Source organism: Lysinibacillus sp. 1 U-2021, from assembly GCF_029916965.1.
Taxonomy (GTDB): domain Bacteria; phylum Bacillota; class Bacilli; order Bacillales_A; family Planococcaceae; genus Lysinibacillus; species Lysinibacillus capsici.
The window spans coordinates 3577999-3598477 of sequence record NZ_CP123966.1 but is presented as its reverse complement, the minus strand read 5'-3'; the positions used below and the strand labels follow the sequence as shown (position 1 = coordinate 3598477).

Genomic DNA, 20479 nt, shown 5'->3' with positions numbered 1-20479 from the left:
GTATGTATGCTGATTGGGGAAAGTGTGAAAGAAAAGAAGACTGCTGCGCTGTTTGTCGTCACGTTTATCTTCAGTGGCTATGCAAGTCATAATACAAGGTGGGACAAAACTGAGACACATAAGGCCTCACAATGGCTTGCAAGGCTTTACATGTTTTGATGTGGTGGGGCGTGTGAGCGCAGTGTTGATGGGGTAATGCTTTGAATTAGAATCGGATTCTTATAATTCGTAATGCGAAGGTCGTAGGTTCGACTCCTATTATCGGCACCATCCTACCTATTTTAACGTCTCCCTAAGTCTACTCAAACACCCTTTAAATCCTTATAATACGCCGTTTCACGGCCCTTGTTGTCTCTGCTCGTCTACTCACGTTCACGAAAATCTACGGTGAGTTGGGGGCATCGGTGGGGGCATGTTGTATTCGGTCTAAAGGAGATGCCCCCAAATGAAGCTTAATGCCAGACAGGTCGAGACTGCCAAGCCTAAAGATAAACCCTATAAGTTAGCAGATGGTGGGGGCATGTATCTGGAGGTGTTCCCTAACGGCACCAAAAGCTGGCGCATGAAATACCGTATCGCAGGTAAAGAAAAACGTGTGGTGTTTGGTGTTTACCCGACCATTACCTTAGCGGATGCCAGAAGCAAAAGAGATGATGCTAAAAAGCTGCTGGTTAATGGCGTTGATCCGAGTGCGTTTAAGAAAGAAAGCAAACTAGCCCAAATCGAAGAATTAAAAAACACCTTTCAGCAAATTGCGCTCGAATGGCACAACATGAAAGTGAAGAAATGGTCTGCGGGATATGCCTCTGACATTCTTGAAGCCTTCAACAAAGATGTCTTCCCGTTCATCGGTCAACGTCCTGTTGCAGACATCAAGCCGTTGGAATTGCTTAACGTGCTCAAAAAGATGGAAGAGCGAGGTGCGACTGAGAAAGCTAAGAAAGTACGTCAGCGGTGTGGTGAAGTGTTTCGCTACGCCATAGTTACAGGCAGAGCCGAGTATAACCCCGCACCAGATCTCACCAGTGCTATGCAGGGGCATGAGTCTAAACATTATCCATTCCTGACCATTGAGGAGCTTCCAGCCTTTTTTAAAGCCCTTGCTGGCTACTCTGGTAGTGAGTTGGTAGTGTTAGCCGCCCGACTAATGATCATCACTGGTGTTCGAACGGGTGAATTACGTGGTGCGTTATGGTCTGAAATTTATACTGATAAAGGGTTATGGGAAATTTCTGCCGAACGCATGAAAATGCGGCGTCCTCATATTGTTCCGTTATCCGTGCAGGCATTGGAAATTATTGAAAAAATCAGGGCAATGACTGGTAATTTTCATCTAATGTTCCCCGGTCGTAATGATCCAAGTAAAACAATGAGCGAAGCCAGTATCAATCAGGTGTTTAAGCGAATTGGCTATACCGGCCGCGTTACGGGGCATGGATTCCGTCATACCATGAGCACCGTTCTTCATGAACAAGGCTACAACACCGCATGGATTGAAACCCAGCTTGCGCATCTTGATAAGAATGCTATCCGTGGTACCTATAACCATGCGCAATATCTTGATGGCAGACGTGAGATGCTGCAATGGTATGCTGACTATATGGATAGCCTTGAGAATGGTGGCAATGTGATGCATGGGACGTTTAATCGACGTGCATAGAGGAAGCTGATGCTGAACTAAGGGCTATGTCTCGGTAGAGCGTAGCTCTTTTTTATGACTGCATTTTTTATAATTATTGCTTCTGGTCGCTCAGATGAGTTCAACTATCCATTTCTGAATGGAATAACAAAGGCACCAAATGGCAATCATGAGAAACTGGTCAACGGAACACACCAAAGAAGTTAAAAAATGGTTGGATATCAATACCTATCGAGGATTTGAAGATCTGACTCTCATACAGCTTTACCATGAGCTGCTTGCAAGGACACTGTTCTTTAAGCCTTATCATGAGGAATTCGAAGCGAAAGCCGTGAACCTCTATATTGACCGAATTTTCAGCGGAAAACCGTTTCTTATTACAGAGCAACATCTCGGATACCTCACGAGAGAGGACACCCTTTACCAACCCCCACATTTCTTTTTGACCACGACAGAACGGCTGGCTCAGCTCAGCATCGTTGGATTACGGAATTCATTATTTTTCTGGGATGGAAGTGATGAGTACTCGGTTAACCGTGAATTTCTCGATAGCCCTGTATCCGAAGCTCTCCCTAAGCTGTTCAGAGATACTGTCATGGTCGAAATAGACCTTGCGAATGGAACTGATGAGGAAATAGCTGAATCTTTGAAAGCCGCGCTACCTCAATGGCGTAAAGTACGGGGCATTGAAGCCGATACATCTGATTCGATCAGGTTTGGCTATGGAACCATCAAGAAAATCATCAACTACAGACTCATACCCATGATTGACATCCTTGTATGGTCTACTCTGCACAAGGTTCGCATATCAGAAGATCGACTTTCACGCCTCCTTTACACCGACGATGATGATGAAGAACAGACCCGCCTCAATCACCAAATTCGGGACACAGACAGACCACTGGCGATAAAAGCAGCCAGTATACCTTTCATCCGTCAGTTCCATCTGTTCATCAACAAAAACAGTCATCTCAAAAACATCAGAGTTTCAGACGTGATGAAAATCGCGGATTCTGATAAAGACTGATATCCAGACCCTTGGCGATCTGAAGGTCGCTCTTTTTGCTGGTGATTCAATCGTATATTCATTTCCGTCAACATAGATGAGGGAAATACCATGAATCAGCCATGCACACGTCTTATCCGCCTGTCAGAAGTGATGAATAAAACCGGATTTGGTAAGGCTTGGATTTATCGTCTTATCAGCCAAAATCGGTTTCCACAGCCTGTAAAGATCGGTATTCGTGCTATTGCTTTTATCGAAAGCGAAATCGATGAATGGATTCAATTAACTATAGAGAATTCAAGAAAGCATGTTGCTTAAGAGGAATGTTGCTACATCGATCTTTTAACTTTTAATAATATTAAGAAAGTAAATTTATAGGCCTTATAAGTTCACTGACTGAGTTTCAAAAAAAACGAGGTTTTGTAAAGTTTAAATCTAAAAAATTACTATATTTAACGGAATTCTTTACCTTTTTTCTGGCAGAGCTTTTGCTATAAGGTTTAGAGATGGTTTTCTTAATATCGGGTATGGATACCTTTTACTAGCCGTACCTGTTTATTTGACGTCAAATAAATTTTTCCAAGCCATTAATATATATGCCAAATAAACTAAAGTCATTGTAAAAAATTTGAATTATTTTGAATTGGAATATATTTAATAAGTGAGAGTGATATTAATTTGTAAAGAATGAGGTCAAAATGGGATATAAAGTAAAGAAATTCATCATGAGTAATGGGGAGCGAGGATGCCTGATCCTTGATAAAAATAGTAATCTACCAGCTTACTATCAAAATCTATTTCTTACTACAGACATAAGAAATAGAGGCGCAACCGCCTCAACTATGGAAATAGTTGCAACTAACTTACTAATTTTTAGTAATTTCTTGGATAGTAGGAAAATTAATATAGTTGATAGAATTGAGCTTAAAAAGTATCTCAGCGTTGCAGAAATAGATGATCTGGTAAGATATGCGAAACAAAGATTCGACAGACAAAAAATTATAAATATAAAATCAGCAAGTAATAGGTTTATTGCGAAGAGAACCTTTAGTTATAGAATACACGTTTTTTCACGCTACCTTAAGTGGTTATGTGGATTAGTTCATTCGTCAAAGGGGATTCATGCAAAGTATGAAGTAGACGTATTTATTGAAAGTATCAGAGCACATATTCCAAGAAACAGTTCATTGAATATGAATGAAATATCTGAAAAATCGTTAAATGAAGAAGAGATCAAAGTGCTTTTCCGTCTATTGGAAATTGGCGGGATTGAAAACCCTTTCCATAAGGAAGTACAGGTCAGGAACAGACTAATATTTACCTTGCTCTTAAATTTAGGTTTAAGGGCTGGAGAGTTGCTCAATCTTAAAATAGATGATTTTGATCTCAGAGACAACACTTTAAGTGTAGTCAGAAGACATGATTCAAAAGAAGATGGAAGATCTTATCAACCATTAGTAAAGACTGGAGAAAGGGTTATTCCGTTATCTGATGAGTTAGCCTGTGAAATTTTTGATTACATAAGTGATAGCAGAGAAAAAATGACAAAAAGGAAAAAGCATAATTTCTTATTGGTGGCTCATTGCACCGGAAAAAACGCAGGAGAACCCTTAAGCATTTCAGCTTATGAGAAGGTGATATCAACACTGAAACGAGCAAGTCCAGAGCTATATAATCTTTCAGGCCATAGGTTAAGGCACTCTTGGAATTATATGTATTCTAAAGGAATAGAAGGTGCTGAATTAGAATATAGTAGAAGGAAAGATTTAAGGAATTATCTAATGGGTTGGTCAAAGGAGTCAATAATGTGTGATAGATACAACTATAAATATATATCGCAACAAGAGAAGGATGTCGTCCTAAAGGTCTATAAATCAGTAAGTAAAGTAATTAGTGGAGTTTAGTATGGAAAACAAATGTATTGAAAGTGAGCAAATCTTTTTTGCTAAGATGAACAGGTATAGTTTCAAACTGTCAGATAAGAAATGGCAACTGGATAAAGAAAACTGCGTATACCCTCATAAAGTTGTAGATAGAATGCCTACAAAAATGAAACTTAGCTACTTAAAAACATTGGCTTACTATGCGTCTGAATATAGTTCTTTTTATATTCAAAGCATTAACAATCTATTTTATAAGTGGTTTGGTGCGATGACTATCGATACTATTGATGACAAAGCCATATATCAATTGAATGTTTATTTAGGTTCAGCGAGAAACTACAAGCTAAACATAGTTAAGGCCTTCATAACTAAATGGAAAAAACTCAATTACCCTGGAGTAGAAGCGACTGCCCTTAGAATGTTGGAGAAAATAAAAATCATTCCAAACCAAACAGGAGAGGCAGTTAAAAGACGAGATCCAAATAAAGGACCTTTAACTGAAACGGAACTAAATTATATCCTTAACTCTGTTAGCAAACTTTATCTTCAGAAGAAAATTCAACGCTTCTTATATTGTTATATTCTTCTGTTGGCAATAACAGGAAGAAGGCCATTACAATTAATCTCTCTAAAAGCTAAGGATCTCATTAAAAATGAGAAAGGGTATTTTTTAAATGTACCAAAAGTAAAACAAAGGAAATCATTCAGAAATGAATTTAACATGGTAATGATAGAAAAGTTCTTATATGACAGCTTATCAATGCTAATTAATGAAAATCAGGTGTTTGTCGAAGATAAATTTAGTGTTGGGATTAATAACTATAGAGGCGAATTGCCAATCTTCATGGATTTAGACAAGATTACGGAAATAAAAAGAATTGAGGGTTTTCTATCTGATTTAACGACAGATTTTTTCCATATGAAAAATTCAGTCATGTCAAAGCTATTAAAACGCTTTCCTTCAAAATTCGATGTTAGATCAGAAAGGACTAACAGCTATATAGAGCTTAATGCCAGAAGATTCAGATATACATTAGGGAGTCGACTGGCTAATGAAGGAGCCTCAATTGAGGTGATTGCTAAAGCGTTAGATCATAAATCAGCAAACTCTTCTATGATTTATATAAAAAATAATCCTGACAGTGTTTATGATATCGATAAGAAACTAAGTGCATTTTTTAACCCCTTATCTAAAATACTTATGGGCGTAGAGATTGAAGAAAACAAGAACTTTTTTATCAAGTATGTTTTAGATTCATTTTTATTATTAGAAGATACGGAAGAGGAATTTAAATGTTTATCTTGTAAAAAATTCAACCCCTGGAGAGTATAATGAATAATATATTTATTTTTGAACCGAGTAATAGAAACAACCCACACGATAATGTTATTAAGTTCATCGAGTTTTGTAAGGATACCATTTCTAATAATAATTTAACAACTTCCTGGGAAAGCAATAAATGGAAAGGTTTATATAGGTTTACTAAGTTTAACACAAAAAACAACCTAAACAGCAAGGCATGCTTAGATGTTAGTTTTATTAACTTTGCTAAAGCATATATGTTGCATGTGCATTCATTCAATAAATCTAAGACGAAACACTCAACATTATCAATGTTGAAGATTGTAGAATTCGTTTTACTGAAAATCAATATGCAAGCTAATGTAAGCTATTGCAACAATTCAGTTTTTGATGAATGCATAAGAATAGCTTCTGAAAAGTATTCTAAAGCACATGCATTTGCTATTGGGAAAGAACTTGAGAAATTGAGTTCATTTTTAAGTGATAATATGATGACTAATTCATCTTATTTATTTTGGGTAAATCCAATTAGATATAGGATTACTCAGTCTTGGACTGGTTATGATTCTTCACTTGAAGGCCATCCTAGATTGCCTGATATCAAATCAGTTATTGCGATTGCTGAGATTTTTTCAAAGCGGGATGAACAATTATCTTCAAGAGATATATTTACTACATCTGTGCTTGCTTTACTTATGTGCGCACCAAGTAGGATATCAGAAATTTTAGCTTTGCCAGCGGATTGTGAAATTACAGAATGTGATGGAAAGGGTATTCAAAGATACGGATTGAGATTTTTTTCAGCAAAAGGGTATGAAGGTAATATAAAATGGATTCCAACTTTAATGATACCTGTAGCTAAAAGGGCTATTAGCAGATTAAAAGAATTATCAAGTCAAGCGAGGTTATTGGCTACTGAATTTCAAAAAAATCACTCTAATTCAACGATGGGGACCCTTAAAGAGAATATACCTCAAGATTTCCCTTGGTATGATAGAGAGAAGAAAATTGAATATTCTAATGCGCTTTGCTTGTTAACTGAAGGACAGTTAAATCAAAACAAAAAGAAAATGTTAGATAAGTTATTCAGACCTACAATGAGTTTTTTTAAAACTGACATTGTTGATTCTGATTATATAAAAGGACATTTTAATATCTTTAAAAGATATGGTTATATAAATGAAGATGGTAGCCCATATTTGCTAAGAACACATCAACTAAGGCATCTTCTCAACACATTTGCTCAAATAAATAGCATGGATGAATTCAGTATTGCCCGCTGGTCTGGACGCAAGCTTATTTCTCAAAATGTTTCTTATGACCACAGATCGCATCTTCAAATGTCTAAAGCAATAAGAGAACAAAAGTTATCAGTGTGTGTTAATGAGCACAGAATAAAGGATATTCCAGTGGTGGATCTTAATGAGTTTGATTCACTTAGTAGTGGTGCAGTACTTGTATCAAAACATGGCTACTGCAAACACTCATATGCGTTTAAGCCGTGTGAACATTATCCGATTGAGAATTCTGGTTTAGATAACGAAACGATTTCAAACATTCACGATAAAATTTTAAAAAGAACACTGTATGATAAAAATGATGGGAACATAAATGCTGATAGATGGTATGAATTTCATAAGAGAATAAAAAAAGGAGAATAAATGGCTAAGCATATAAATGGTTATCATGAGAAGAAGATTGTAGATGTTATTAATACATGGTCTATAGATGAAAAACTAACCTGGGATGCTTTGTGCGACAGGTTAGTAAGGATTATTGGCAAAAGGCCATCAAGACAATCCTTAAGTAGTCATGTAAGGATTGCAGAAAGCTTCAGTGTGAAAAAAGCCACTATCAAATCTGGTGCAATATACACTGTAAAACCTGCTAATTTAAAAGTGGCTTCTCAACGAATTAGAAGACTTGAAGCAGAAAATGAAGCTTTGAAGGCATTAAATGAACGCTATTTAGAGCAGTTCAAAGTATGGCTTTATAATGCTCACCTTAAACAAATAACGATTGAAGAACTTAATAATCCGTTACCTGCAAAATACCTTTAATAGAATGGATAGGTTTTAACTATTGACATGATTAATAATTATGGTATTTCTTTAATTGTCAGGATGACAAAATTTCACTATTGCAAGGATGCATATTATGGATAAAACAAATATTAACTTAATGGAAAGGTATCTACTACTGCTTGATCGATTCGTTGATAAACTCGCTGAATCTGGTTTCTCAGAGCAACGAATTGTCGAACAATCATATCTTTTTTGTGCAGGATTTTATATCAAATACCAAAGTGGTATCGAAAAAATGACCTTCTCCAACAGGGAGGTTGTTTTAACCTTTCTGCTACTTTCATATTATAGTCATATAAATAAACTGGATGATGATTTAATCAACAAAGAGCGTATGAAAAATATATGTTCTTCATTGATTAACTTTATAGTCAGTAATGGTAGCCGAACAGAGAAAGTCTATGCTAATGAGAAAAGGAAATATGAGGCTTCAACTCTAAAAAGAGAATTATCGAAAAAGGATAAAAAGAAAAGATATGGGTTGTAGTGTTTGTATGATTTTCATTGAACTTACTTAATCTATAGTCTAAATTTTAATATTAGATTCGTAAATCTATAATTCCATGAATCTAATTAATGCTTAAAAGCATCCTCTAAGATGCTTTTACTGTTACCATGCATACATACCCAGAACCTTTAACAAAGGATAATAGAGGGGAGTTGTGTATAACAACTCCCTGACCTTACTAAGGTTAGCGATATTATTCAGCATCGTTCTGTCGAACATTTAATTTCTTTGAAAAATACTAATTATACCACTTAAGTTAATAACTTCTGCTTGATAGTGTATTTTGGTAAGTTGGAATACAATTTTTTGATTGGATCGTCAATAAGAAAAAGCTAGAATCCTTAGAAGGACATAGATTTTCATAGGGTTAAGATATGACGATTGCGAAGGATAGTTCGACTGATGAAATCATTCATGGAAATGATCTCCGTGGAATGGATGATTTTTACATTAAGACAACGAGTTTTGAATGCCCATACGAGCCTTGTAAAATTAAAGCCACACCTTGTAGTTTTACTATGAAACATGTTAATCAATCATATTTTAGATATGGTGATAAACATAAGGATGGATGTGGTATTCATGACCCAAGATATAAAAACAATCATACTTCAAATGACGAAAGAAAACATAATTCGCCACCAGCTCTGGTTATATCACTTTTAAAAATTGATGTGAAGCCTAGAGGTGGTGTTAAAAATGCCAGAAGTAGTAAAAATGAAAATCACAAGGATGAAAAAAAAGCTAATGAACATCCTGTATCTTCATCAAGTATTAAGCCAGTCGTTGACTATTACATAAATAATAGCAATCATAATGAACAGCTATCAATCCCTCCATATGGCACGCGATCTTATAAAGATACGTTTCAACTTATTTTTTACAAAAACAACATACGTTATTACAAACCTGCAATTTATTATGGTGTAGTCCAGTCTAATATTCGTCTGCATGAAGATTCAGATAAACATTGTATTACTTTCCTCGCAAGGGATAAGAAGACCCAAAAACCATTTACGCTTGAAATTGATGTTTCTGACTGGAATAAAAGTCAGAAGGATGTGTTTTGGAAAGAATATGAAAAGCAAAGGAAGGAAGCTGATAGGTATTATAAGGGACTTAAAGATAAAAGGAATGCTAAAAAATACCTGACGGTTTTCTTTTTTGGGATGCCGGATGAAAATGATAAGTTTCTATTTAAGACAAACCACTTTAAATTAGTATATGTGGCTTTCTTGGGTAAATTTGAAAGCTCATATAATGATAGTAATTATTACATTGAAAATGATCTGTCTGTATCATCATTGAATGAACAACCCATTTCAGTATCTGATATAGACCATAAAAATCATGAATATAATATTGAAACTTCATTAGATTTTAGTACTCCTTTGCCAGAGCCAGAGCCAGAGCCAGAGCCAGAGCCAGAGCCAGAGCCAGAGCCAGAGCCAGAGCCAGAGCCAGAGCCAGAGCCAGAGCCAGAGCCAGAGCCAGAGCCAGAGCCAGAGCCAGAGCCAGAGCCAGAGCCAGAGCCAATAAAATCCTCTTTAAAGGAAAATACTGAGACTGTAGAAATGAAGAGCAAAGTTTGGGGGAGGCTGAAAAAGATAATCACTTTCTTTAAAAAGTGATTTATGTTTTCTGTAAAAAAAGCCCGTAGGTTTCAACTGCGGGCTAAATTTTCCCTTGATGCTGGTTTTGTCTTTTATCTAAAAAATGCCAGTCTTCACGTTGCTTGTTCCAGCATTAAAGATGTATGTGCTGACTTTTTCGCTTTTGAAAGAAACTGTCAGAGATTTAGTTTGTGAGTCTGCTCCACCTGCAAGCAGTCCCACAACGGGGATGAAAGAGGTTGCTTTGGACTGGCTGTTATACATAGTGTATGACCATTGCTCTTCACCATCGATCAAAGAACGGCTGTCAGGTTCACCGAACGATGCTAACACGTCCTGTTTTGTAGTTTTGCCTTTAACAATTTTAGTTTTCACACTTTCCTGCGTCTCATTTTTCAATGACTGGTTGCCTACTGAAGAACAACCTGCCAAGGTCAGAAAAACGAATCCTACGATTATGTTTTTTTTCATACCACACTTTCCTTTTTTATTTTTAAATTTTAGCGTTTTACTGACTCAATAAGATTTCTAAGTTCATTTTCAAATTTCTGGCTTCGTCTTTTCATCAAATTGATACAAATAAAACTTCCAACTCTTGAGAAAAGATATGTAAACCACATGTATTTGTGGTCGCTCCACATGTAGCCGTCTTTAAATCCCCAGGGTAGTGTGAGAAATGAAATAAGTGCAGCAGCACAAAGTAAAATGAAAATAACGGTGAGAAACTTTGGAACAGGCATTGCTCTGTAATACGATGCTGTGGAGGCAGTATGAAATAGCATTGTCAGAAAAGCGGGGATAATAATGGTTTTTCTTTTTAAGTTTACCTCGTGTTCACCCGTTTTCTTATTAACGATAAGCGCATCTTTATATGCATCATACGAACCATCCTCACTATATTGGCGAAGTTCGTATTTATGGATAGTGTGTGAACTTCTGAAAGGGATACCATAGTCAGAAATCTGCTTCTCATCCCCTGTGTTGGTTTTTACCCAGATATGACCATTGCCTGGATCGGAGTTGATGACAGTGGCAGAGAAAGTCTCAATAAATGTGAAAGTTTCACCAAACAGCACAAAATTGGGTGTCGTGATTTCCGTTTGCCGAGGATCATTAGAAAGACCAGCTTCAGCTTCTTTCTTCCTGCTTTTCGTAGCGGAGATGCTCATACAAGTTCCTTAGTGTTCAAAATGAAGTCATATTCGCTGATGTATGAAACCGTCCAGGCTTACAGTTGAGATGGTAGTTGCCATTTTAAACTCTGCGTTTGAGCTAATGAATAAGTAAATAGACTAGTTAAATCATATCGTTAGATGATTTCATATAAATTGACATTTTGACTTAGTTCGTAAGAAACGCAAATCACTTGTACCGATCGATTACTGATTAATGATAGTTTCTGGCTATCATCACTAGATTATCGATCGGTATAAACGATCAATATATTGGGCTGTATCTATCAAAAAAGGCTTGTCAGCCTTACATCGAAAGCGAAGCTCTTCTGGATTGAGGTGCTGATTCGATGAGATTTTTTTGGGGGAGAGGCATAATCTCTACCACTCTCAAGCCAGTGATGGTTTTGTGTTTTCGAGGGCGTTTAAGGGTTGGGATTTTGAGGTTTTTGAAGATGGTAATAATGGTATTGAGATAGGGGATGGTTTCTAACCATCTGAACGTTGAAGCCCTATAGCTTCGCTTGTAGGCTTCTTTTAACGCTTCGGTAGCAAATTCTTCTTGAGCACCAGCACTTGGTTCTAAGTGAAGCTGTTTGGCTAAAGCGTTAGCGTATTCGTCCTGACCAGCACGGTTATCATGGATAAGCGCTGCTATGGGGCCGTTAGCTTCTGTTGTTGTGATTTCAGGAGCATCTGTAGTCATGAACATACAAGGCGCTTCACTAACCGATGCCTTACTGACTGAGGGCATTTTCAATGCAAATAGGAAACCATTATCGCGTTCCGGCTGGTAATCGAGTTTGCCCTGTAAAGCTGGCCAAGAATATGCTTTGCCAAGCTGAGATGCCTTGAAAGAAATTCCGCTGTATTCGAATGAGAAGCCGTTCATTTTCCCTGTTGAAGCAATATTTGGGATGGCTTTGATCCTTTGAGCAAGAAGCTGTTGCACGAAGCCGATAATAGATTGCCTGCTGCCAAGCAGTTCATTTAGGGCGTTTTGGATGATTGCTTTTGGGCATAGCTCACCAGTTCTCTTTTCTATCATCATCTCATTACGGGATTTTTTGAGCTTCGGTTTAGGTGAGGGCGCTGCTGGAGAAGCTTTCGGTCCTTTGGTTCTTGTCAGATTGTAATCTCTTTCAAGTTGCTGAATTATTCTTGTGCTTGCCAGGTTCTCGTTCTTGCCGAGGTAGAGCTTTCCTGCATCAAGAGAAACTCTGCTTGCGATGATATGGATGTGCTGGCCGTCTTCGTCGTCATGTAGGATGTAGCATCTGAGATGCGTTTCAGAGAACCCCATTCTTGCCATGTAGTCATCTGCGATGTAGGACCACTGTTTAGCCGTTAGTGATTCACCTTTAGGTAAGCGAAGCGAGTTGTGCCAAACGGGTTTAGCCACATCAGGGCGAAGTGTTTTTGTAGCACCAAACTCAGCTATTAGCTCTTTAGCAAGGCACCCCATCATATTGCTACCTACGACAACTGGATCAACTTTGTGATGAGAAGCTGGTCTCAATGCATAAAACACTACGCCAGCGAAGTTCTTACCTCGCTTTATCTTCTGCATCCCCTTCATTGATTTATTTCCATAAGTCAGCAGTAATCAGCTTCATGCGAAGCTCAGAGATCTGGCGCTTCACTGCGAATAGTTCTGTTTGCGTCAGAGAGCTTCCCTGGCTTTTGTTATCCAGATGAGCGACAAGCTTGTTCAGCTTCTGCGAAATCTCACCAAGGATTTTCCAGGCTTCAATATTGATAGCTGGAACGACAGCAGGAAGTTTATTAAGTAAAGATAAGCGAAGCCACTCGCCTTTACGATGACGGCCACGTCTCTTATTGAGAAGAGTTAGCTCTTCATCATTTAATCTGACACTGACGCAATGAGAACGAAGCTGGTTGTGTGAGAGCTTCGCTTCGTTAATGCTTCCATTACGGGAATGCTTACCCAAAACGATCTTATTAAAAGTATTATTTTCGACCATATGAACTCCTTTTCATAAAATTAAATAAAAGCATACTCCTTATGCTTAATTTATTTATATGATAGATGCGAGTAATGTCAATGCAGTGTGTTGATTTTGCTTTTAATTTTTTTCAACCGAAGGGCGAAAAAACAAGGGGAACTCGAAGAAGCAGCGTAGCGCTTCGATGAGTTAGCCCTTGCTTTTATTTAAAAATTGACTATTTGCTTGGTTTGTGCAATATTTGTACTAGTAAGTGTTGTACAGAATTTAGAGGAGCCACCACATGAATAAAAGTAATCGTATAGCCAGATTTTTTGGATTCGCTCCAGATGAAAGCGAGATGAAAATGATTGAAGAAATAAGAAACAGTTACAAGAGCTTAGAGGTTGTAGGGCGTGGAACTGTTCGTATTGATCCAAAAGAAGTAAGACAAGATCCTGCTTTTATTGCATTTGTTGAGAAAGCCAAGGGATTGATTGAGAAATAAGAAATACTAGGAAATGGTATATCAAAATGTTTTTATTACTTGTTTTACCTATTTTGGTGAGCGGTTTTATTTTTTGCCAGATTCATCCTGTCCTTAAAAACACACTATACCGATATGAAGGGCAGTTTTTATATTTAAAATCTGCTCAGTATGGTGTTTTTTTCTTATTTATGGGTTTTTTTCTTGCTGAGCTAATAGATAATATAATTTATTATCCTACAAGCATATGCAATTTATCGTTTTCTAGATTTTCCATTATTGGAGCTTTAGATGCATTGTTGGTTAATAGTGGGATGGAAAATTCAGCAGACAGTAAGAAATTGGCAAATTTGATTCTCATTTTTATTTTTACAATATTGAGTCCTTATCTTTGGAACCGGGTAGAAATATTTAGATTGAAAAAGAAATATTCCACTGAAAATTTCACTCCATACATTATGTCTAATATATTACGAGATAGCCCCTTAGATGATTTATTGTTTAAGTCCTCAATCAAAAAGGGTAATATTGAAGATATATCTATTATGTTAACCTTGTCTGATCGAAAGGTATACGTCGGGAAGGTTGTTTCTTTAGGAGAACCTAACGAGACAGAAGGACCAGATCAAGAGATTGAACTAATACCAGTGGTAAGTGGCTATCGCAATAAAGACACATTAACTGTCACATTCACTACTCATTACTCAAAATTAGCAGAAGATATTAAGTTGGTTATAAAACAGTCTGAAATTATATCAGCAACTCCATTCAGCTTCCCAAATTATGATAAATTCAAAGAAGATAGAAAAAAAGAAAATGTGTTGATTTCCTTTTTGAAAAACATTTTTCATTGAATAATGATGGTGTTCATTAATAATTGAGGGGATGATGAACTTACACGCCGTAAAAAAAATTAAAATTAGTCAAGTAAGAATTATTCATATTGAAACTGCTAAAACCTTTTTTATTAGTCTGTTGTTTTCGCTATATACATTAAAAGGTTTGGCTTTAATATATAGCAAATAAAAAATTATTAATTTCATTGAATATAAAAATCATTATCTATTTATAAAAACGACTAGTGTTGAAGAGTCTGGTGTTTATTTTTTCAGGAATGAAAAACACCTCACATTAAGCTTTTGGGGAGTTACCAGAGATAAGAACGGTGCGATGGCGTTATTAGAAGATATGACCATTTGGATGAAAAATAAGTTCCTCAAATCCTGACTTTTAATTAATTCAAACTTATTTTAATTAGAGGCGAGAATGTCGCCTCTAAAATAAAGATAAAGATAGTATAAATATTTGACTGAAATAACTATGTCGTATATTGTTTAATTTATTAGCAATGTAGAGTTGGTTATTTAACTTCATAATAACCGATGATTTGTATTCACATTTTCCTAAAAAACCAAGAAATGACCAGCTATGTCAATTATTACTACAATATCGGTATAGATAGCGTATCTATTTACCAAAGGCGAGTAAATAACCAATGTGTGGTTTTTAGTGCCTTTGCAGTGCTGGTTCTCTACAGACCTATCACATCATATCCTCTTGAAATGTAGCCCAGTAGTAAACTAGATTCCAATATGAAAGATGTTTGTGCTTTTATATCAATGAGTTAATAAATATAGAAAAGTACTGCTGCATCATTTGAGTATGTGATTCGATTTAATCTCTAAGTGAACAGGATCTCATAATTTTGACATACTCAGTAACATTTTTCTAAAAAGTGTTGTATCTTTAATTCAATAAGAAAAATCTTTAAATGGAAGAGGTTTCTTTCCGTTATTATTTCTTTGGAAGGTAATGACAATGTGGGAAAAGGTGTTACGAAAAAATCAGTTTTCTGAATGGGTTATACGCAATAGCCTTTACTGGATGACCTCTCTTACTCAGTGGAAACTTTGTGAAGATATATCCTCCTGGACAATCTCTTTTGAAAACGATAGTCCCGAATGCCTCTATGAATTCGAGAGGCTGCTGAATGATTATGCTTTGCGAGAAAAACTACAGCATAAAACGGGGGCGTTGAGAGATTCTATTGTCCATAAAGTGCTTCGCAGTGTCGATGAAAGGCTTTCGTAATGGAATTGATGCCATTCAATTTTGACAGATTGCCTAATGGACGGGTTTTTATAAGCAACCTCGCTGGCTTTCATCACTTCATTAATGAGCAAGAGCTGCTTGATCTTTCTGATGAGCAAATCAGTGCGGAGCAATCAAACGCACTAGAAAGCAAGCTGTTCATAGCCAACGAAAGCTCATCAGCTATTGCTCCCTATGCTTTAAGTTCTGCTTTTGCAAAACGATTGATGAATGAACTGGCGATCAGGCCAATTTTCATGATTGTGCCCACATTGCGTTGCGACCATACATGCAAGTATTGTCAGGTCAGTAGAGCTTCAGTGAACGCCTCTGGTTATGATCTAGATCCCGATCTCATCCCTGATATCATTTCGACTATCAAAAAACTATCGACACCACCTTACAAGATAGAGATACAGGGTGGAGAGCCACTCTTGCGGTTCGATTTAATTCAATCTATCTATGAGCAATGTGCTGAAACGCTGGGAAGCACCGATTTTGAGATGGTGGTAGCATCAAGCCTGTCTGTCTTGAATGAGGATATGCTTGAATGGTCGAGAGACAGGAACATAACGTTCTCTCTTTCGCTTGATGGTGAGGAAGTTGTTCACAACAGTAATCGAATTCTTGGTCATGGGCTTGCTTACAGTAGAACAGTGTCAGGGGTAGAGGCTATCAAACGGTCTTTAGGCGCTGGTCGCGTTGCAACGGTTACTACAGTTACTAAAGATCTCATTAGGCATCCTGAATCAATTGTCCAGGCTCACTTGTCTCTTGGCCTCAAGGATATGTTTATCCGACCTGTTAGTCCCTATGGGTTTGCACAAAAAGCATCGTTCACATTTTCTATGGAGGAATACTTCAGTTTCTATGCCTCGTTGATAGATGAAATCCTTAAGATGAATAATGAAGGGATAAGGGTTGTGGAACATTCGGCCTCCATTCATCTGAAAAGGATCTTCAATCCCGGCTTTAGTGGTTATGCGGATTTAAAGTCGCCAAGCGGGGTCGTGCTTAACAGTATTCTTTTCAATTATAACGGTCGAGTATATGGTAGCGATGAGAGCCGTATGTTGCAGAAGGTGAACCCTGAAACGGAGTTCAGTGCGGGTGAGGTTAAAACGCTATCATTTTCTAAGAGTCCTTACTATAACGCAGTGTTGAGTTCATCGTTCAATTTTGCTCTGCCAGGTTGTGATACATGTGCATATCAACCATTTTGCGGTGCAGATCCATGCCAGAACATAAGTGTACAGGGTGAGCCTGTTGGTGATAGGAGTCGTTCAACGTTTTGTCAGTATCACAAGGGGATGTTCAGGTATCTGATGAACTGCATCTCAGAAGGTGGTCCGAAGGCTGAGATGCTAAAAGGATGGGCATATGTCTGAGGTTATTAGGAACGATATCTTTCATTTTGCTTCAAAAAAGAATGTGCCCACGGGGTTCTATCGGTTATGCAAACAAAAACCAATGAACCCTTTATTCTTTTTGCCCAATTTACTGGTAGTTGCTGAAGGCAATAATGATGCCATTCAACCATACTTTGATTTCTCTGTTATTAGCACTGAATTATATGAGTCAATTGAAGATGGAGATATTGGGATAATCAACAATGGCAATATGATACGCGTAATTCTGTCCCGCAGAGCCAATCATAATACTGTCTTAGTAACGGAACGCTGCAATAACTTGTGTCTGTTTTGTTCGCAGCCACCAAAGAAATCAAATGATGACTGGCTACTTACCCAATCAGCTCTTGCTATAGCTTCATTTGGTTTGGATGGAGTTGTTGGGGTCAGCGGTGGAGAACCTTTGCTGTATGGAGATGATTTCCTTCACTTCATTGATTTTATCATCGAGAATTCACCAGATACTGCTTTGCATGTTTTAACAAACGGACGCAAATTTGCTGATATCAACTTTACTCAGGAAATGGCAAAGCGAAGCAAAAAGATCAAAATCACCTTTGGTATCCCGCTCTACTCATCAAGACCACTTGTGCATGATCATCTGGTAGGGAGTGATGGCGCATTTAATGAAACGGTTAAGGGGTTAATCAATGCAGGAAACTCAGGGATTAATATCGAACTTAGAGTTATTCCGACACTGGCTAACTATACAGAATTGGATGATATTGTAGAGTTCGTTGGCCGTGTGTTCTCCAACATCAATCAGATTTCCCTTATGGGGCTGGAATCTATCGGTTGGGCGCGAAAGAACTGGTCAACAATCTTCATTGAGCACAGCAGTTATAGTGAGAAAATAACCTCTGCCATAGACGCTGCACGCAGGTCAGGCATACCTTTAACAATTTTTAATTATCCTTTGTGTCATCTTCCTGAAAGAGCTTGGGAGCTTGCCACTCAGTCGATCTCTGATTGGAAAAATTACTATCCTAAAGAATGTGATGAATGCACTCAGAAGTCTTCCTGTGCTGGTTATTTCAGTTCCTCAACAGGCCGTTTTCATCAACCACCGAGACCAATTTTATGAAAAAATTTAATTTTGCTACTCTACTTCCGGGATTTTTGGCACTCAATAATTCTGTATGGGCAAGTGATTCATCTACCGGAGCAAGTGATTTGCCTGGTATGACTCTTAATGAACATGATTTAGTGATAGCCCCACTTAACACCGAAGTTCCATTCTACATTGCAGGGCATCGCAGTCATAGCTCCCATCGGAGCCATAGTTCTCACCGATCATCATCAGGCGGCGGGTACTATGGTGGCAGCACTCCTTATTATCCAAAAACATACAGCTCACCAAGCTCATCTGGTTCTTCAAGTTCAGGAACAAGTTCCTCATCGTCCTCTTCTGTGCGTTCGCTTCGTTCTAACGACAATATTAACTCTACTACTACGAATTCAGTTGGAACTACAGAAGCTAACCGTGCAAGTAATGGGCTGACTTCTGGTACAGAGAAGCGTAAGCGCTTAATCATGCGGGTTCAATTCGCTTTGCTGGACAACGGTTATTACAACGGGAATATTGACGGCATAATGGGGCCCTCCACAAGGCAGTCTATAAAAAATTACCGAATTGCGAAGGGACTACCAACGCCTGCAACAGAAACACTGGATACTCAATTATTGAACTCGTTAAATATTCTGGCCCGTTAAAGATTTCAGGATGGAATGAAATGAAGATTAAACTCTCAATATATAAAGCAAAAAGATTCAATGATGATATTGAAAAAGTTTTGAATTTGGAGAGAGTGAGAAATCCGATTGAGTTCAACATAGATGAGGCTAGGGTGTATTTGTATGCAAAACAATTCTTAGATCCCAAGCCTCCTGAGTGGACAACTTTATTTACAAGCCAAAAGCCAGAATTGGATCATAATTTCTTCGGGAAAAATAGTAGCACTGGTGCAGTCTTGGTTGTTGAAATGAATAACTCAAGATATCTAATTCCTTTCGGGACAGGGCATCACTTAATTAATGACAATAGTATTGTCAAAGGTTTTGGTCTTAAAACTACACTTAATTGTATTGAACATAACAAAATTCGTAGTTTGGATAAAGGCAGCCATAATGAAACAAATCTATTAACTCGTAGTCAAAGTAGTAAAGAGGTTGATATTTTTAACCTTAAAATTGATTCCGAGATGGATATACTTACAACTCTGACAGGGACTTCCACTGAAGATGTTTTAGGTAATAAAATAACGGGTAAAGATGCATTTGTAATTATGCCTGATATTGACCTGAAATCCATCCCGGAGTTGTTAAATAAAATAGACTCCATTTATTCTCAGCCTCTCCCTGAAGAGTTTGAATGGGTTAATAATATAAAAGAGGCAGATGAAGCAGAAGTTGAGATACTTGATTCAATTCTGGTCGATTTAATAAAAGCAAAAGATTTTAATGACATATGGCTGGGTGAACCTGAAATTGTAGATTGGGAGAATCAGATAGGCTATTGTTTTGAGAAGCGACAAAGAAGCATGATTTATGAAAGTTTGTCGGTTAGTCATATTTGTGAGTATTTTGAAAGCAAAAAGATTGAAATTACTTTAAATGATCTCAAAGGAAGCAGTTTGCATGTTTTAGATGCAGATTATCAGTCTTTAAAAAAATGGTCTCTTTATAGATGTCTGTATGCTGAGATAAAGGAAGGTGATCAAAACTATATCCTGAGAGATTCAATTTGGTACGTGGCTGATAGAAAGTTTGTTTCCACCATTGATAATGAAATTAAACGAATTAAGCTGTATGAGGAAGCCGACAAATTCCCGATTTATTCTTATAAAAGAGAAGAGCAATACAATAAAGAAACTTGTCTTGCTGATCAAAGCTTTACTCATATGGATCAAAAGTTCATATATCATGGTGGTGGGCGAAGTAAAATTGAATTTTGCGATATTATTAGAGGTGCAACTGATTTCATTCATGTGAAATATTATAGCGGTGCGCAAAGCATGAGCCATCTATTTTCACAAGGATTTATAAGCTCTGAACTTTTCATAAGCGATTCTGAATTTCGATGGAAGCTTAATGAAAAATTGCCAGCGCATATAAAATTAGCTGACCATACATTAAGGCCAGAGGCTCAGAAATACAAAATAGTTTTCGCGATTGCCACAAGTAAAAACCTCCCGGATGACTTGCCTTTGTTTTCTAAGATAAATTTGAAGAATTTTAATAAAACTATTTCTAATTTCGGATACGAAGTTAGGATCTGCAAGATAGATGTAGACCCCACAATTTATAAAAAGAAAATTTGTAAACCCCAAAAAAAATAA

21 protein-coding genes are annotated in these 20479 nt (G+C 37.3%); 17 read left to right on the top strand and 4 right to left on the bottom strand.

Annotation, left to right across the window (positions count from 1 at the left end):
- Positions 1-6: 6 nt before the first annotated feature.
- The 10 genes from QH639_RS18835 to QH639_RS18790 all read left to right on the top strand — a co-directional run bounded on the left by QH639_RS18835 (position 7) and on the right by QH639_RS18790 (position 10054).
- A complete protein-coding gene (locus QH639_RS18835; RefSeq protein WP_021514559.1) occupies positions 7-159 on the top strand; it encodes a hypothetical protein in 153 nt (50 codons plus the stop codon).
- 286 nt (positions 160-445) lie between these two features.
- Positions 446-1660 carry a tyrosine-type recombinase/integrase gene (locus QH639_RS18830; RefSeq protein WP_278234016.1) on the top strand — a complete coding sequence of 405 codons (1215 nt, stop codon included), beginning with the start codon at positions 446-448 and terminating at the stop codon, positions 1658-1660.
- A gap of 139 nt (positions 1661-1799) precedes the next feature.
- Positions 1800-2666 carry a DUF6387 family protein gene (locus QH639_RS18825; protein WP_000996591.1) on the top strand — a complete coding sequence of 289 codons (867 nt, stop codon included), beginning with the start codon at positions 1800-1802 and terminating at the stop codon, positions 2664-2666.
- 90 nt (positions 2667-2756) lie between these two features.
- Complete coding sequence (locus QH639_RS18820; protein WP_001075424.1) at positions 2757-2963, top strand: helix-turn-helix transcriptional regulator; 207 nt, start codon at positions 2757-2759, stop codon at positions 2961-2963.
- 380 nt (positions 2964-3343) lie between these two features.
- Positions 3344-4549 (top strand): site-specific integrase, encoded by a 1206-nt coding sequence (locus QH639_RS18815; protein ID WP_278234017.1) that lies wholly within the window; start codon positions 3344-3346, stop codon positions 4547-4549.
- Between the two features lies 1 nt (position 4550).
- Positions 4551-5861 carry a tyrosine-type recombinase/integrase gene (locus QH639_RS18810; protein WP_049077743.1) on the top strand — a complete coding sequence of 437 codons (1311 nt, stop codon included), beginning with the start codon at positions 4551-4553 and terminating at the stop codon, positions 5859-5861.
- On the top strand, positions 5861-7492 hold the full coding sequence (locus QH639_RS18805; RefSeq protein WP_278234018.1) for a DNA-binding protein: 1632 nt from the start codon (positions 5861-5863) through the stop codon (positions 7490-7492). Before QH639_RS18810 ends, QH639_RS18805 begins: the two co-directional genes overlap by 1 nt.
- Positions 7493-7891: a hypothetical protein gene (locus QH639_RS18800; RefSeq protein WP_001052045.1), complete on the top strand. Its 399-nt coding sequence runs from the start codon at positions 7493-7495 to the stop codon at positions 7889-7891. It begins immediately after the preceding gene.
- A gap of 97 nt (positions 7892-7988) precedes the next feature.
- Positions 7989-8402, top strand: a complete 414-nt coding sequence (locus QH639_RS18795; RefSeq protein WP_049077747.1) for a hypothetical protein — start codon at positions 7989-7991, stop codon at positions 8400-8402.
- Positions 8403-8797: 395 nt separating this feature from the next.
- On the top strand, positions 8798-10054 hold the full coding sequence (locus QH639_RS18790; protein WP_281114983.1) for a hypothetical protein: 1257 nt from the start codon (positions 8798-8800) through the stop codon (positions 10052-10054).
- A gap of 78 nt (positions 10055-10132) precedes the next feature.
- On the opposite strand, the gene bamE is transcribed toward QH639_RS18790, so the two are convergent.
- The 4 genes from bamE to QH639_RS18770 form a co-directional block, all read right to left on the bottom strand.
- Entirely contained in the window at positions 10133-10507 is a 375-nt protein-coding gene (bamE, locus tag QH639_RS18785; RefSeq protein WP_281114982.1) for an outer membrane protein assembly factor BamE domain-containing protein, read from the bottom strand.
- A 29-nt stretch (positions 10508-10536) separates the two neighbouring features.
- Positions 10537-11205: a hypothetical protein gene (locus QH639_RS18780; protein WP_278234020.1), complete on the bottom strand. Its 669-nt coding sequence runs from the start codon at positions 11203-11205 to the stop codon at positions 10537-10539.
- A gap of 310 nt (positions 11206-11515) precedes the next feature.
- Positions 11516-12787, bottom strand: a complete 1272-nt coding sequence (locus QH639_RS18775; RefSeq protein WP_278234021.1) for a relaxase/mobilization nuclease domain-containing protein — start codon at positions 12785-12787, stop codon at positions 11516-11518.
- 4 nt (positions 12788-12791) lie between these two features.
- Positions 12792-13193 carry a hypothetical protein gene (locus QH639_RS18770; protein WP_278234022.1) on the bottom strand — a complete coding sequence of 134 codons (402 nt, stop codon included), beginning with the start codon at positions 13191-13193 and terminating at the stop codon, positions 12792-12794.
- A 265-nt stretch (positions 13194-13458) separates the two neighbouring features.
- Here QH639_RS18770 and QH639_RS18765 point away from each other — a divergent pair, with 265 nt between their 5' ends.
- The 7 genes from QH639_RS18765 (at position 13459) to QH639_RS18740 (ending at position 20479) form a co-directional block, all read left to right on the top strand.
- Positions 13459-13662 (top strand): hypothetical protein, encoded by a 204-nt coding sequence (locus QH639_RS18765; RefSeq protein WP_148875168.1) that lies wholly within the window; start codon positions 13459-13461, stop codon positions 13660-13662.
- A 26-nt stretch (positions 13663-13688) separates the two neighbouring features.
- On the top strand, positions 13689-14495 hold the full coding sequence (locus QH639_RS18760) for a hypothetical protein (RefSeq protein WP_278234023.1): 807 nt from the start codon (positions 13689-13691) through the stop codon (positions 14493-14495).
- Positions 14496-15453: 958 nt separating this feature from the next.
- Positions 15454-15732 carry a His-Xaa-Ser system protein HxsD gene (gene hxsD, locus QH639_RS26545; protein WP_481817305.1) on the top strand — a complete coding sequence of 93 codons (279 nt, stop codon included), beginning with the start codon at positions 15454-15456 and terminating at the stop codon, positions 15730-15732.
- Positions 15732-17120: a His-Xaa-Ser system radical SAM maturase HxsB gene (gene hxsB, locus QH639_RS18755; RefSeq protein WP_278234024.1), complete on the top strand. Its 1389-nt coding sequence runs from the start codon at positions 15732-15734 to the stop codon at positions 17118-17120. Before hxsD ends, hxsB begins: the two co-directional genes overlap by 1 nt.
- Positions 17113-18225, top strand: coding sequence for a His-Xaa-Ser system radical SAM maturase HxsC (gene hxsC / locus QH639_RS18750; RefSeq protein WP_148875165.1), 1113 nt, complete (start codon positions 17113-17115; stop codon positions 18223-18225). The genes hxsB and hxsC overlap by 8 nt, the downstream gene beginning before the upstream one ends.
- Entirely contained in the window at positions 18144-18854 is a 711-nt protein-coding gene (hxsA, locus tag QH639_RS26540; RefSeq protein WP_481817304.1) for a His-Xaa-Ser repeat protein HxsA, read from the top strand. The genes hxsC and hxsA overlap by 82 nt, the downstream gene beginning before the upstream one ends.
- A gap of 20 nt (positions 18855-18874) precedes the next feature.
- On the top strand, positions 18875-20479 hold the full coding sequence (locus QH639_RS18740; protein ID WP_001737750.1) for a TIGR04141 family sporadically distributed protein: 1605 nt from the start codon (positions 18875-18877) through the stop codon (positions 20477-20479).

Excerpts from the sequence above, each read along its gene's own strand:
- QH639_RS18835 (WP_021514559.1), top strand. The coding sequence starts at position 7 with ATGCTGATTGGGGAAAGTGTGAAAGAAAAGAAGACTGCTGCGCTGTTT.
- QH639_RS18830 (WP_278234016.1), top strand. The coding sequence starts at position 446 with ATGAAGCTTAATGCCAGACAGGTCGAGACTGCCAAGCCTAAAGATAAA.
- QH639_RS18825 (WP_000996591.1), top strand. The coding sequence starts at position 1,800 with ATGGCAATCATGAGAAACTGGTCAACGGAACACACCAAAGAAGTTAAA.
- QH639_RS18820 (WP_001075424.1), top strand. The coding sequence starts at position 2,757 with ATGAATCAGCCATGCACACGTCTTATCCGCCTGTCAGAAGTGATGAAT.
- QH639_RS18815 (WP_278234017.1), top strand. The coding sequence starts at position 3,344 with ATGGGATATAAAGTAAAGAAATTCATCATGAGTAATGGGGAGCGAGGA.
- QH639_RS18810 (WP_049077743.1), top strand. The coding sequence starts at position 4,551 with ATGGAAAACAAATGTATTGAAAGTGAGCAAATCTTTTTTGCTAAGATG.
- QH639_RS18805 (WP_278234018.1), top strand. The coding sequence starts at position 5,861 with ATGAATAATATATTTATTTTTGAACCGAGTAATAGAAACAACCCACAC.
- QH639_RS18800 (WP_001052045.1), top strand. The coding sequence starts at position 7,493 with ATGGCTAAGCATATAAATGGTTATCATGAGAAGAAGATTGTAGATGTT.
- QH639_RS18795 (WP_049077747.1), top strand. The coding sequence starts at position 7,989 with ATGGATAAAACAAATATTAACTTAATGGAAAGGTATCTACTACTGCTT.
- QH639_RS18790 (WP_281114983.1), top strand. The coding sequence starts at position 8,798 with ATGACGATTGCGAAGGATAGTTCGACTGATGAAATCATTCATGGAAAT.
- bamE (WP_281114982.1), bottom strand. The coding sequence starts at position 10,507 with ATGAAAAAAAACATAATCGTAGGATTCGTTTTTCTGACCTTGGCAGGT.
- QH639_RS18780 (WP_278234020.1), bottom strand. The coding sequence starts at position 11,205 with ATGAGCATCTCCGCTACGAAAAGCAGGAAGAAAGAAGCTGAAGCTGGT.
- QH639_RS18775 (WP_278234021.1), bottom strand. The coding sequence starts at position 12,787 with ATGAAGGGGATGCAGAAGATAAAGCGAGGTAAGAACTTCGCTGGCGTA.
- QH639_RS18770 (WP_278234022.1), bottom strand. The coding sequence starts at position 13,193 with ATGGTCGAAAATAATACTTTTAATAAGATCGTTTTGGGTAAGCATTCC.
- QH639_RS18765 (WP_148875168.1), top strand. The coding sequence starts at position 13,459 with ATGAATAAAAGTAATCGTATAGCCAGATTTTTTGGATTCGCTCCAGAT.
- QH639_RS18760 (WP_278234023.1), top strand. The coding sequence starts at position 13,689 with ATGTTTTTATTACTTGTTTTACCTATTTTGGTGAGCGGTTTTATTTTT.
- hxsD (WP_481817305.1), top strand. The coding sequence starts at position 15,454 with ATGACAATGTGGGAAAAGGTGTTACGAAAAAATCAGTTTTCTGAATGG.
- hxsB (WP_278234024.1), top strand. The coding sequence starts at position 15,732 with ATGGAATTGATGCCATTCAATTTTGACAGATTGCCTAATGGACGGGTT.
- hxsC (WP_148875165.1), top strand. The coding sequence starts at position 17,113 with ATGTCTGAGGTTATTAGGAACGATATCTTTCATTTTGCTTCAAAAAAG.
- hxsA (WP_481817304.1), top strand. The coding sequence starts at position 18,144 with ATGCACTCAGAAGTCTTCCTGTGCTGGTTATTTCAGTTCCTCAACAGG.
- QH639_RS18740 (WP_001737750.1), top strand. The coding sequence starts at position 18,875 with ATGAAGATTAAACTCTCAATATATAAAGCAAAAAGATTCAATGATGAT.